This is a genomic window from Vreelandella janggokensis (assembly GCF_031451615.1).
Classification (GTDB): Bacteria; Pseudomonadota; Gammaproteobacteria; order Pseudomonadales; family Halomonadaceae; genus Vreelandella; species Vreelandella janggokensis.
Window position 1 is genome coordinate 924,540 of sequence record NZ_JARWAJ010000001.1, and the last position, 12,629, is coordinate 937,168.

12 protein-coding genes are annotated in these 12,629 nt (G+C 57.8%); 7 read left to right on the forward strand and 5 right to left on the reverse strand.

Annotated features, from left to right (window positions below):
- The first annotated feature begins 36 nt into the window (after positions 1–36).
- Positions 37–747 carry a hypothetical protein gene (locus QC816_RS04170; RefSeq protein ID WP_309781120.1) on the forward strand — a complete coding sequence of 237 codons (711 nt, stop codon included), beginning with the start codon at positions 37–39 and terminating at the stop codon, positions 745–747.
- Positions 748–823: 76 nt separating this feature from the next.
- Here QC816_RS04170 and QC816_RS04175 read toward each other — a convergent pair whose 3' ends face one another.
- The gene (locus tag QC816_RS04175) at positions 824–1,027 is read right to left on the reverse strand and encodes a cold-shock protein (protein ID WP_066321172.1); all 204 of its coding nucleotides are present in this window, start codon (positions 1,025–1,027) and stop codon (positions 824–826) included.
- A gap of 134 nt (positions 1,028–1,161) precedes the next feature.
- Between QC816_RS04175 and QC816_RS04180 the strand changes: the two genes are divergently transcribed.
- Positions 1,162–1,818: a LysE family translocator gene (locus tag QC816_RS04180; protein ID WP_085917962.1), complete on the forward strand. Its 657-nt coding sequence runs from the start codon at positions 1,162–1,164 to the stop codon at positions 1,816–1,818.
- 14 nt (positions 1,819–1,832) lie between these two features.
- Here QC816_RS04180 and QC816_RS04185 read toward each other — a convergent pair whose 3' ends face one another.
- On the reverse strand, positions 1,833–3,767 hold the full coding sequence (locus QC816_RS04185; protein ID WP_309781122.1) for a transglycosylase SLT domain-containing protein: 1,935 nt from the start codon (positions 3,765–3,767) through the stop codon (positions 1,833–1,835).
- Positions 3,768–3,864: 97 nt separating this feature from the next.
- On the opposite strand from QC816_RS04185, the gene QC816_RS04190 reads away from it, so the two are divergent.
- From QC816_RS04190 to sixA, 4 genes are all read left to right on the forward strand, one after another.
- Positions 3,865–4,212: a YkvA family protein gene (locus tag QC816_RS04190; protein WP_085917964.1), complete on the forward strand. Its 348-nt coding sequence runs from the start codon at positions 3,865–3,867 to the stop codon at positions 4,210–4,212.
- Between the two features lie 100 nt (positions 4,213–4,312).
- Positions 4,313–6,217 carry a molecular chaperone HtpG gene (htpG, locus tag QC816_RS04195; RefSeq protein ID WP_085917965.1) on the forward strand — a complete coding sequence of 635 codons (1,905 nt, stop codon included), beginning with the start codon at positions 4,313–4,315 and terminating at the stop codon, positions 6,215–6,217.
- 264 nt (positions 6,218–6,481) lie between these two features.
- The gene (locus QC816_RS04200; protein WP_085917966.1) at positions 6,482–7,549 is read left to right on the forward strand and encodes an NAD(P)H-dependent glycerol-3-phosphate dehydrogenase; all 1,068 of its coding nucleotides are present in this window, start codon (positions 6,482–6,484) and stop codon (positions 7,547–7,549) included.
- Positions 7,542–8,036: a phosphohistidine phosphatase SixA gene (sixA, locus tag QC816_RS04205; RefSeq protein WP_199283478.1), complete on the forward strand. Its 495-nt coding sequence runs from the start codon at positions 7,542–7,544 to the stop codon at positions 8,034–8,036. The genes QC816_RS04200 and sixA overlap by 8 nt, the downstream gene beginning before the upstream one ends.
- Before the next feature lie 42 nt (positions 8,037–8,078).
- On the opposite strand, the gene gatB is transcribed toward sixA, so the two are convergent.
- From gatB to gatC, 3 genes are all read right to left on the reverse strand, one after another.
- On the reverse strand, positions 8,079–9,533 hold the full coding sequence (gene gatB / locus QC816_RS04210) for an Asp-tRNA(Asn)/Glu-tRNA(Gln) amidotransferase subunit GatB (protein ID WP_085917968.1): 1,455 nt from the start codon (positions 9,531–9,533) through the stop codon (positions 8,079–8,081).
- Positions 9,533–10,993, reverse strand: a complete 1,461-nt coding sequence (gatA, locus tag QC816_RS04215; protein WP_085917969.1) for an Asp-tRNA(Asn)/Glu-tRNA(Gln) amidotransferase subunit GatA — start codon at positions 10,991–10,993, stop codon at positions 9,533–9,535. The genes gatB and gatA overlap by 1 nt, the downstream gene beginning before the upstream one ends.
- Positions 10,994–11,059: 66 nt before the next feature.
- Entirely contained in the window at positions 11,060–11,347 is a 288-nt protein-coding gene (gene gatC / locus QC816_RS04220) for an Asp-tRNA(Asn)/Glu-tRNA(Gln) amidotransferase subunit GatC (RefSeq protein ID WP_199285467.1), read from the reverse strand.
- Between the two features lie 228 nt (positions 11,348–11,575).
- Between gatC and QC816_RS04225 the strand changes: the two genes are divergently transcribed.
- Positions 11,576–12,613, forward strand: a complete 1,038-nt coding sequence (locus QC816_RS04225) for a rod shape-determining protein (RefSeq protein ID WP_066321157.1) — start codon at positions 11,576–11,578, stop codon at positions 12,611–12,613.
- Positions 12,614–12,629 lie beyond the last annotated feature (16 nt).

The following is a 12,629-nucleotide window of genomic DNA, read 5'->3' on the forward strand; positions in this document are numbered from 1 at the left end:
AGGCGATGAGACATACACATTGAGGAGACAACATAAATGACTAAAAGCGTTTGGCTACCCTTGCTGGCAGCTGTCGTGTTGGTGGTCAGTGGCTGTGGCGATAACGACGAAACGTCCAACGCCGATCAGCAGCAAGAGTCTGCTTCATCATCAAATGACGGAGACGCTGTATCTGCTGATACTCCAGCAGGTACTGAAGAGGAGGGGGCCGTCGACGAGCCCGGTGCCAGCGGCAGCCAGGAAGATAGCGATGCTATTGAATCCCAGGCGGAAGATGAGCTGGATCGAACTGAGGCCCTTGAAGGCGAACAGGCGGAGGAAGACAGCGCCGTGCAGACCGAAGATGTCGAGGCCGGCGAGGATACCTTGGCTGCTGATCCTGAAGACGTGCTTGAGGAAGGCGGCGCAATGCCCGGTGAGGCAACTCGGTCGGATGTGGACGATATGATTGCCGAAACCGAACGCCGCTTTGAGGAGGCGCAGCAGCGGCTGGAAGAGCAGTTTCAGGAAGTCGAGAAGCAGTCCCCTGTTGTCGATCCTATCAGCGATGAAGAGATGGAGGAGCGCTGGGAGTTTGAAAGCAGTCTGCCTGAGTCGGCTCGCGACGGAGAGCGTACGCGCGGTAAAGATATAGATGAGCTGATAGAAGACACCGAGCGGCGTTTTGAAGAGGCTGAGCAGCGATTGAATGAACAGTTTGAATCAATCGAGGAAGAGCGCCCTGAAACCATAGAGCAGGAAGAATAACTTCCCTGGTGAGGCTTGTGCGCTAGGCAAATAAAAAGGCCCGCATCGTCATGCGGGCCTTGTGCGCGATAGCGAATTACGCAACGCGTATATTGGAAGCCTGGAGGCCTTTTTTACCCTGGGTTACCTCAAAGCTGACTTTCTGACCATCCTGCAGGCTTTTGAAACCTTCAGCTTGAATTTCGGAGAAGTGAGCAAACAGATCGTCACCACCGTCATCCGGGGAGATGAAGCCGTAACCTTTGGTATCGTTGAACCACTTGACAGTGCCAGTTGCCATTATGCATTTCCTTCACGAGCTTGATGTTCAAGCGGGGCGCTATTGCGAACCCGCCTGAATTACTCTAGATGCAAAAAAACCTGTCGTCCAGTCACAATGTGATTGAATCGTTTCCATCGTACGAGTGCCTTGTTATGACGCCATTTAGCCTGATTGATGCGCAGTTTGTGCCATTTGTCATTGCCATTACGTTGCTGTCGATCACCCCTGGGGTCGATACGTTGCTGGTGATCCGTAATACGGCCAGGGGAGGGCTGCGTGACGGGGTCGCCACCAGCATGGCGATCTGCAGCGGCCTGTTCGTGCATGCCACCATCTCGGCAATGGGGATTTCGCTGATCCTGCTGCAGTCAGCCTGGGCGTTTCATGCCTTGAAGCTGGTGGGAGCTGGCTATTTGATCTGGCTGGGTATTAGCAGTCTACTGGCGGCACGGCGTGGACAGCCATTGCCGGTGAAGGGTGTGATGACCATGGATACGGCCGTTCCACTCTGGCAACCGCTGAAAGAAGGGTTTTTATCCAATGTGCTCAACCCCAAGACGGTAGTATTTTATATGGCTTTTCTGCCGCAGTTCATTGCCCCGAGCGATCCAGCGCTGGTCAAGTCGCTATGGTTGGCAGGCGTCCACTTCGTGATTGCCAATCTCTGGCAAATCAGTGTGGTACTGATGGTCGGCAGCGCCGGAAAATGGCTGGCCAGCGCGCGTTTTGCGCAAACGCTCAACGCGATGACTGGCACCGTATTGGTGATGCTGGGGATCCGGCTGGCGTTTTCGCAGCGGCCGGTGTAACGCTAGAGCGTGGATTAATCGCGATTGACCAGCGCCCGACTGTAACGTACCTGCCTTTCGCCGTCGCTCAGCAGCGATATTCCATCACTTGAGCCGTTGGCGAGACTTTCAAAAATGGCACGATAACTCAGCACCGCCTGCACGTAGTTGCGCGTTTCACGGTAGGGAATGCGCTCCACAAAGAGGTCAAAGGCCTCGATGCTGTCATCCCTCAGCCAGCGGTCTACCCGTCCAGGGCCCGCGTTGTAAGCTGCTGCGGCAGCTAAACGATTGCCCTGGTAGCGCTGCAGCTTGTCGCGTAAGTACGTGCTGCCCAGGCGAATATTCAGCTCCGGATCGAGTATACCGTAGGGGCCAGGATCATCGAGGCCCAGTTGGCGACTTACCTGGGCAGCGGTGCCAGGCATCAATTGCATCAGCCCGCGGGCGCCGGCAGGTGACAGGGCAACGGGATTGTAGGCGCTTTCGCGCCGGGTAATCGCCATTAGCAGGTAAGGATCCACGCCGCTAATGCGCCCCCAGTGGATGAAGTCGTCGTGGTAGGCCTGGGGGAAGCGCCATTCGAGGGCGTCCCACATACCCGCCGCTATGGTGGTTTGCACCAGCCGGGCATGCCAATCCTGCTCGGCGGCAAAGTCCGCCAGCGCTCGGGCTTCTTCGGTGGATGCCTGCTGAACGGCATGCAGCCACTCACTATTGGCCAGGCCGTCTTCGCCGATGCGCATCAATGCCTGGGTACGCTGCACCATGGGCAGTTGCGCGATACGCTCACGTGAAGCGTCGTCAAAATAGAAACGCTCATTGTTCAACGCTAACGGCTGCCCCAAACGCTCAGCAGCGGCAAAACCGTAAAAGCTACGCTGTGAAGCAGCTTGCTGGAAATGCGTTGCTGCCGCCGTCTGATCGCCTAGCTGCTGGCTGGCTCGGGCGAGCCAGTATTGCCACCGTGCATCCGCTTTCTGCTCGCTGGGCATTTGGGTAATCCACTGGCGCACCGACTCCCATTGATGAGCTTGAAGGGCGCGGCGAACACGCAATTCAAGAACGCGCTCGCTGTCCAGATTGGGCAAAACGCTATCGACCCACGCCATCGAATTGGGCACTTCACGCACCAGTACGTAATACGCCAGCTCTTCCTCGATAAGCTGTTGATCGCTGGGCAACAGGCTCAGTCGCTCAGTCAGTGAGCGCCAAACGGACAGCGCTCGCGGGGTGTCGTCTAGCGTAAGGCGTTGCATTGCCGCTTGGTAAAAAGCGGCCGTAGCCGCGCATTCAGGGCCCAGACAGGTGGGGGCACTGAGTAAGCGCTGCGGGTCGCTATCCACCGCTTCGTAGGTATCAATGGCGGTTTGCCAGCGCTCACTTAATTGATTGCTCAGGTAGTCGGCCAGCCGACGGTTATCTGCCTGCCAGGCTAACATCAGGCGTTCCCAAATCAACTCGCCATCGATGGTGCCGTTTGCTCTCAACCGGTCAAACAACGGATCGCAGGCGTTCGGTTGGGATTGGCCCACAAGCCAGAGGCGTTGGCCGGCCTCAACCGCTTGTTGTGGGGCAATGTCAAAATGGGCCGTGTGGTAGTGGCATTGCCGGGCGGCGCCGTTGGGCTCACCATTGCTGACCGCCCGTACACGGCCATACTGGCCTGCCTTACCGTATTGATCGATGGCCTGTCCACGCATCCAGTCGCTCAGCGGTGAGTCCCTGTGGGTATCGATATAGCGGTTGACCGTTTCCGGCGGCAGGTCCGGTAGCTGGTTGCGCAACCGATGATAAGTGACATAGCCGCTTAACGGATGGTCTTCAATGGCCGCCATGTCAATGCGGTCCCACTGCTGGTTGCGTGCAGCATCGAGCGCGTCGCGCATTGCACTGTCGCTCAAGGCCCATGACATGCTTGGTAAGCAGGCAATGAACGCAATGGATAATACGCGGGCAGTGCAGGGCATGATGCTTCCTCGATACGGCATTGGGTGGCCTTGGGGGACTGAACTATCCTAACGCAAAAGACTCCGACAACCGAACGCTTTGGAGGATTCAATACTGATGGCTCTATTATCCGGCTGGTGGTGGCTGCGTCGACTGAAATCCCGTGCTTGGGTATTCAAGCGCATGTGGCGTGCGCTGTCATTGTTTTTCCCCATGACGCGTGACGTCGTCAAGGGCCGTTTTCGGCCTGTGCCCTGGTCGGCTTTCGGGTTGATGGCGGTGGCGCTGATGTATCTGGTGTTGCCGTTTGATTTGATCCCCGATTTTCTCATGTTGATTGGCGTGGTCGACGATGCGGTCATTGTTGGTTGGTTGCTCAATCGTATGGACCAGCAACTGGCCGGCTATCGTGCCTGGAAGTATCCCGAGAGGGAATCCACTGATTCCCCGCACACGGCCGCTTGAAAAATTTTCCCTCAGCCCCATATCTCGTTCACACCGACTTTTATGCCTTTGCCAACTTGGCGAGGCGCTTTACGTACCGAGATCAACGAGGGCTGAGCGAATGTCCAACACGACCCACGAAGAAACACTTGGCTTTCAAACGGAAGTTAAGCAGCTGCTGAATCTGATGATTCACTCGCTGTACTCTAATCGGGAAATTTTCCTTCGCGAGCTGATATCCAATGCTGCCGACGCCTGTGACAAGCTGCGCTACGCGGCCTTGGACAACGATGGGCTCTACGAAGGCGACAGCGAGCTACGTGTCGAAATCGAGCACGATGCCGACGCCGGAACGGTAACGCTGCGCGACAACGGTATCGGCATGACGCGCGATGATGTGATTGCCAACCTGGGCACCATTGCGCGTAGCGGTACGTCCGAGTTCCTCAAGCAGCTGTCAGGTGAACAGCAGAAAGACGCCAAGTTGATCGGTCAGTTCGGCGTGGGTTTCTATTCCAGCTTTATTGTCGCCGATGATGTAACGGTTCGCACACGTAAGGCCGGCGAAGATGTAAGCACTGGTGTGGAATGGCGCTCGAAAGGTGAAGGCGAGTTCACCGTCGCCGACATCGATCTTGAGCAGCACGGCACCGAAATCACCCTGCACCTGAAAGACGACGCCAAAGAATTTGCTGACGACTTCCGTCTGCAAAACCTGGTGCGTAAGTACTCGGACCATATCGAAGTACCGGTTCGCATGCCCAAGACCGAAACTGCCAAGGACGATGAGGGTAATCCGGTCGAAGGCAGCGAAGTGACCACCTGGGAAACCGTCAACGAAGCCACGGCGCTTTGGGTGCGCCCCAAGAGCGATATTTCGGATGACGAGTACAAGGCGTTCTACAAACACGTCGCCCATGACTTTAGCGACCCGCTCACCTGGAGCCACAATAAAGTGGAAGGCAAGCTGGAATATACCAGCCTGCTGTTTGTGCCCGGTCGTGCACCGTTTGATATGTTCGACCGCGACGGTGCCCGTGGTGTGAAGCTCTACGTTCAGCGTGTCTTCATCATGGACGACGCCGAGCAATTCCTGCCGCTTTACCTGCGCTTCATCAAAGGTGTGCTGGATACTCGCGACTTGTCGCTCAACGTATCCCGCGAGCTGCTGCAGCAGGACCCCAAAGTCGACAAGATCAAGGGCGCCCTGACCAAGCGCGCACTGGATATGCTCAAGAAGCTTTCCAAAGACGACGAGCAGTATCAGACCTTCTGGAACACCTTCGGTAGCGTCCTCAAGGAAGGCCCGGGCGAAGACGCGGCCAACCGCGAGAAAATCGCTGGCTTACTGCGTTTTGCCTCGACCCACACCGATACGGCCGCCCAGGAACATTCGCTGGCCGACTACGTTGCGCGGATGAAAGAAGGGCAGCAGAAAATCTACTATGTGGTGGCCGACAGCTTTAATGCCGCCAAGCACAGCCCGCATCTGGAAATCTTCCGTAAAAAGGGCATCGAAGTACTGCTGCTGTCCGACCGCATTGATGAGTGGCTGATGAGCCATCTCACCGAATTTGACGGCAAATCCTTCGCTGACGTGGGTAAAGGCGAGCTTGACCTTGGCGATGTGGAAGATGAAGCCGAGAAAAAAGAGCAGGAAGAAACCGCCAAAGCCAAGGAGTCACTGGTCAAGCGCGTCAAGGAAGCGCTGGGTGAAGGTGTGCAGGATGTCAAAGTGACCCACCGCCTGACGGATTCGCCAGCCTGCGTAGTGCTTCCAGAGCATGAAATGGGCTATCAGATGCGCCGCATCATGGAAGCCGCCGGGCAGCCGTTGCCCGAGGTCAAGCCGATTCTGGAGCTGAATCCCAGTCATTCACTGGTTGCGCGCCTGGAAAGTGCTGAAGATGGACTGTTTGCCGACCTGGCACACATCCTGCTGGATCAGGCGATTATCGCGGAAGGCGGCCATCTGGATGACCCGGCTGCCTACGTGAAGCGCCTCAATGGGGTGCTGGCGGCATAACGCTCACTTAACGGCGTATAACGGCCCCCTTGGGAGTGATCCCAAGTGGGCCGTTTGTTTTTTCGTACCCTTATTAACGATTGCGCTTGCCCATACTGCGTTGAAATTAGCTTCGTGCGCGAGTCCGATCCAAATACTGATTTACTACGTGTAAACTCATACGCGAGCCCGGTCCTTTTTTGGCTAATTACGCCTTGTCCGGCCTTCGCTCATGACGTTAATTAGGACTTCTAGTTTTTCGCTTACCAACTATCCGGGATTCCCATGGCTGAGCAGCAGATTCAGGTCGCCGTATTGGGCGGCGGTAGTTTTGGCACTGCCCTGGCAAGCATTGCCGCTGACAATGGCGCGCAGGTGCGTCAATGGATGCGTGATGAAGCGCTGGTGGAACAGATTAACCGGGAGCGACGCAACGGCCGCTATTTGCCGAATTATGCCATTAACCCCGCTGTACAGGCGTCCACCGATCTGGAAACGGTGCTGCACAACGCTGAGCTGGTGCTGATTGCGATTCCGTCCCAGGCCTTTCGCAGTGTTGTTCAGGCGGCCAAGCCGTGGCTAAGGCCCGAGCAAATTCTGGTCAGCACCACCAAGGGGATTGAGCAATCCGGCTTTTTATTGATGAGCCAAGTGCTCGAACAGGAAACCGGCTTTGCCCATATTGGGGTAATTGCGGGCCCCAACCTTGCTTCGGAAATTGCCGATAAACAGCTCACTGCCACGGTGATCGCCAGCGCCGATGCCCTGACTCGTACCCGGGTTCAGCAGGCCCTTGGTTGCCGTTACTTCCGTGTCTATGCCAGCAATGATCGACACGGTGTCGAACTGGGTGGGGCGCTGAAAAATATCTACGCCATTGCCGCGGGCATGGCCGCGGCGCTCGGCATGGGTGAGAATACCCGCAGCATGCTGATGACCCGGGCATTGGCCGAGATGAGCCGTTTCGCTGTTGCCCAGGGGGCTAACCCCATGACATTTTTGGGTCTTGCCGGAGTGGGGGATTTAATCGTCACCTGCTCGTCAGACTTGTCGCGTAACTACCGCGTCGGCTACGCCATCGGTGAGGGCCGGTCGCTGGATGAAGCCATCAATGCGCTTGGCCAGGTGGCGGAAGGTGTCAATACTGTCAGGCTTGTGTGTACCAAAGCGGCCGAGATCGGCGTCTACATGCCACTGGCGGAAGGACTCTACCATGTGTTGTTTGACGGTGTGCCCGCTGAGGACATGGCACGTACGTTAATGATGGGCGAGCAAAGCAGCGACGTGGAATTCATCTTGCCGCGCGAGGACGTCCAGCAAGCCCACCGCGAAACAGGACATTGGCATGAATGATTCATCCACCCAGCAACTCTGGCTAATGCGCCACGGTGAAGCCGGCCCCGGGCGGCCAGATGAACAGCGAACGCTGACGCCGCTCGGCGAGCAGGAAGTTGCCAAGGTCGGGGCATGGCTGGCCACGCATATAGCGGCCCAGACAGGGGCGCCGCCGAGGCTGCTGGCAAGTCCCTATCGTCGCGCTCAGCAGACAGCCGCCCGGTTGAGTGAGGCGCTGTCGGTGCCGGTAGAAACCCTACCGCTGATTACTCCGGACGACGCACCCGAAGCGGTCATCGACTGGCTGCTCGAGCAAAGCGATGAACGACTGATTCTGGTCAGCCATATGCCGCTGGTAGGAGAGCTTGCTGAAACGCTGGTCGACGGTCGTTCAGCCCGCGGCGTGGGATTTCCCACCGCCGGGCTTGCCGAGTTCACTGCACCGGTATGGGCAAAAGGCTGCGCGCAGTTGACGCGTTTTCTGCATCCTGGCCAGTTGGACTAAAAACGGCCGCATAAGCGGCCGTTTTCCAACCAACAGCGATATTTACAGCAGTGCGTCAAGCTTCTCTTTTAGCAGGCCGTTTACCTGCTGAGGGTTGGCGGTGCCGCGGGATGCCTTCATGACCTGGCCGACAAAATAGCCAATCATCTTGCCGCGTTTCTCGGGTTCGGCGTCACGATACTGGGCCACCTGAGCGGGGCTGTCGGCAATCACCTGGTCAATCATTGCTTCGATAGCGCCGGTGTCGGTGACCTGCTTTAACCCTTTCGCCTCAATGATGGCATCGGCGCTGGCGCCTTCGCCGTGCCAAAGTGCCTGGAAGACCTGTTTGGCGGCTTTGCCGTTAATGGTGTCGTCAAGCACACGCTGAACCAGCTCACCCAGTTGGCTGGCAGTGACCGGGCTGTTGGTGATGCTGAGGTTTTCGCGGTTGAGCGCGCCGGACAGCTCACCCTGCACCCAGTTGGCTGCCTGTTTGGCATCGCCACAGGCGCGGTGGACTGCCTCGAAATATTCTGCCATTTCGCGGCTGGCGGAAAGCACGGATGCATCGTAGGCCGATAGGCCTAGTGCCTGCTGAAAGCGCTCGCGCTTTTCAGCAGGCAGCTCCGGTAGCTGGCTGCGAAGATGGTCCAGGTAGGCCTGGTCGAGTACCACTGGCAGCAGGTCTGGGCAGGGGAAGTAGCGATAGTCGTTGGCTTCTTCCTTGGTACGCATACTGCGTGTCTCGTCGCGCTCAGGGTCGAACAGGCGGGTCTCCTGGACGACCTTGCCGCCGTCCTCGATCAGTTCGATCTGCCGCTCGACTTCGAAGGCAATGGCGCGTTCCACAAAGCGGAAAGAGTTGACGTTCTTGATTTCGGCCCGGGTGCCAAAGGCTTCCTGTCCCTTGGGGCGCACCGAAACGTTAACGTCGCAACGCATCGAGCCTTCCGCCATGTTGCCGTCGGAAATCCCCAGGTAGGTGACAATTGAATGAATCGCCTTGAGGTAGGCAGCCGCTTCTTTGGCGCTGCGCATATCCGGCTCGGAGACGATCTCGAGCAGCGGTGTGCCAGCGCGGTTAAGGTCAATGCCCGTCATGCCGTGGAAATCTTCGTGCAGGGATTTCCCTGCGTCTTCTTCCAGGTGGGCGTGGTGAATACGAATCCGCTTGGTGGTGTCATCATCCAGGGCGATCTCTACCTCACCGGGCCCCACGATGGGGTGATACATCTGGCTGGTCTGATAACCCTTCGGCAAATCGGGATAGAAGTAATTTTTACGGTCGAACACCGATACTTCAGGGATATCGGCATGCACGGCCAGGCCAAACTGCACCGCCATGGCCACGGCTTGTTCGTTGAGTACCGGCAGCACGCCAGGCAGACCCAGATCGACCGCGCAGGCCTGACTGTTCGGTTCAGCGCCGAAAGCCGTTGACGCGCCGGAGAAAATCTTCGAGTGGGTGGCAAGTTGAACGTGGACTTCTAGCCCAATAACGGTTTCCCATTGCATCAGGCGCTCTCCTCGGCAAAATCAGGGCGTTGCAAGTGCCAATCGGTCGTTTGCTGGAACTGGTGGGCGACATTTAACAACTGGGCTTCGGCAAAGTGGGTGCCCAGTATCTGCAGGCCGACGGGCCGGCGGCCCACGAAGCCGGCGGGAACGCTGATGCCCGGGATGCCCGCCAGGTTGACGGCAATCGTATAGATATCCTGCAGGTACATCGATACAGGGTCCTTCTTGGCGCCTAGATCAAAAGCCGGTGTCGGCGAGGCAGGCCCCATCAGGACGTCCACATCTTCAAAGGCATCCAGGAAGTCCTGGCGAATCAGGCGGCGAACTTTCTGCGCCTTGGTGTAATAGGCGTCGAAAAAGCCCTCTGACAAGGTATGGGTGCCGATCAGGATGCGGCGCTGTACTTCGTCGCCAAAGCCTTCAGCCCGCGAACGCTTGTAAAGATCGATCAAGTCGCTGGGGTTGTCGCAACGGTGGCCGAAACGCACGCCATCAAAGCGAGACAGGTTGGAAGAGGCTTCGGCTGGGGCGATAACGTAATAAGCGGGGATGGCGTAATGCGTGTGAGGCAGGCTGACATCCCGCACCGTGGCGCCCAGCGACTCATAGACGCGAACGGCCTCACGAACTGCCTTCTCGACGTCAGGGTCGAGGCCTTCACCGAAGTACTCTTGAGGGAGGCCGATTTTGAGTCCTGAAAGCGGCGCATTGAGCGTTTCCGCATAGTCGGGCACGCCGCGGGCCACACTAGTGGAGTCGCGCACGTCGTGGCCAGCCATGACGTTCAGGAGGTGGGCGCAGTCTTCGGCGCTGCGTGCCATGGGGCCCGCCTGGTCAAGGCTGGAGGCGTAGGCGATCATGCCGTAGCGGGAAACGCGTCCATAGGTCGGTTTGAGGCCGGTAATACCGCAGAACGCCGCTGGCTGACGAATCGAGCCGCCGGTATCGGTGCCGAGGGCCGCCGGCGTCAGGCCTGCGGCCACCGCGGCCGCGCTGCCGCCAGAGCTGCCTCCTGGCACGGCGCTCAAGTCCCAAGGGTTCTTCACCGGGCCGTAGTAGCTGTTTTCATTGGAGGAGCCCATGGCGAACTCGTCCATATTGGTCTTGCCAAGACTGACGGTGCCCGCCGCCTTGAGCTTTTCTACCACGGTGGCGTCGTAAGGCGCTGTAAAGTTGTCCAGCATTCTGGAGCCACAGCTGGTTTTAACGCCCTGGGTGCAAAAGATATCCTTCAGGGCAAGCGGTAGACCGGCCAGCCATCCGGCGTTGCCGTTGGCGCGCGCCTGGTCGGCGGCATCGGCCTGTGCCAGCGCTTGATCAGCGGTGACGGTAATAAAGCTGTTTAGTGTTGCACCGCTATGTTGTATGCGTTGCAGGTAGTGCTCAGTGAGCTCGCGGCTGGATAGTTCACCGCTGCCCAGCGCGTTGGCGAGTTGCGTCAGTGTCTTGTCGTGCATGACCTGAGAGCTCCGTTCGAAGCAAAAGATAAGGCTGAAAAGGTGGCTTATGCCCTGAGTGATGCGCTATTCGACGACGCGGGGCACCAGGTACAGACCGTTTTCAACCGCTGGGGCGCAGCGCTGGAAAGTGTCGCGCTGATTGGTTTCGGTGACTTCGTCGGCGCGCAGGCGCTGGGTGGCATCGAGGGGATGGGCCAGGGGGGCGACGCCGTCGGTATTGACGCCCTGCAGCTGGTCGACCATATCCAGGATGCGGCTCAGGTCCTCTACGAAACTGCTGGCTTGGTCATCGCTGACGGCGATCCGGGCTAGGTGGGCGGCCCGGCGCACATGAGAGTCTTCAAGCGCCATGTTCGAAATTCCTCGCGAAGGTGATGGAACATATCCCGCATTACGCGGTATACAGTCAGTCATCGTAATAACGTCTTGTATCGCAGATGTGTAAAATAGCCGCAAAATGTACCACATCTTGGCGCAAACGGGCAGTGTCTGGCGCGACTCGTGCTTGCTGCCAGGGGGTTGCGGTGATACCGTTTGCATCCGCACAGGGTTCCCAGTCTGCACTAGGTATCAACATCCATGTTCAAACGTCTGAGGGGGCTGTTTTCCAGCGATCTATCGATCGACCTGGGTACGGCCAACACACTGATTTACGTACGCGGTCGTGGCATCGTCCTTGACGAGCCATCCGTCGTTGCTATCCGTCAATCCGGTAATATGCGAAGCGTCGCGGCAGTAGGTGCCGATGCTAAACGCATGCTGGGGCGTACGCCGGGTAATATTACGGCTATTCGCCCGATGAAAGACGGCGTCATTGCTGACTTTACCGTCACCGAGCAAATGCTTCAGCATTTTATCCGTAAAGTGCATCAAAGCACCTTCATTACACCCAGCCCGCGCGTTCTGGTTTGCATCCCCTATATGGCGACACAGGTGGAGCGCCGCGCGATTCGCGAGTCAGCCGAAGGGGCTGGCGCACGCCGGGTGGATCTGATCGAGGAGCCCATGGCAGCGGCAATAGGTGCCGGGCTTCCCGTGGAAGAAGCGCAAGGCTCGATGGTCGTGGATATCGGCGGTGGTACCACCGAAATTGCGATTATTTCGCTCAACGGTATTGTCTATTCTGAATCTATCCGCGTGGGTGGCGACCGCTTCGACGAAGCGATTATTGCCTACGTGCGCCGTCATTACGGCAGCTTGATTGGCGAAGCGACGGCTGAGCGTATCAAGGAAGAAATTGGCTGCGCTTATCCTGGTGGCGAGCTTCGCGAGATCGATGTGCGCGGGCGTAACCTGGCTGAAGGGATTCCGCGCAGCTTTACGCTCAATTCCCACGAAATTCTCGAAGCACTGCAAGAGACACTGGGCTCAATTGTCGCAGCGGTAAAAAATGCGCTGGAGCAATCACCTCCCGAACTGGCGTCTGATATCGCCGAGCGGGGACTGGTGCTGACCGGTGGTGGCGCGTTGCTGCGTGATATCGACAAGCTGATCGCTGAGGAAACCGGGTTGCCCGTGATCGTGGCGGAAGATCCGCTGACCTGTGTAGCGCGCGGCGGGGGCAAGGCGCTCGAAATGATAGATCAGCACACTTTTGAGTTGCTGTCGAGCGACTAATCGCAGCGGTTAATTG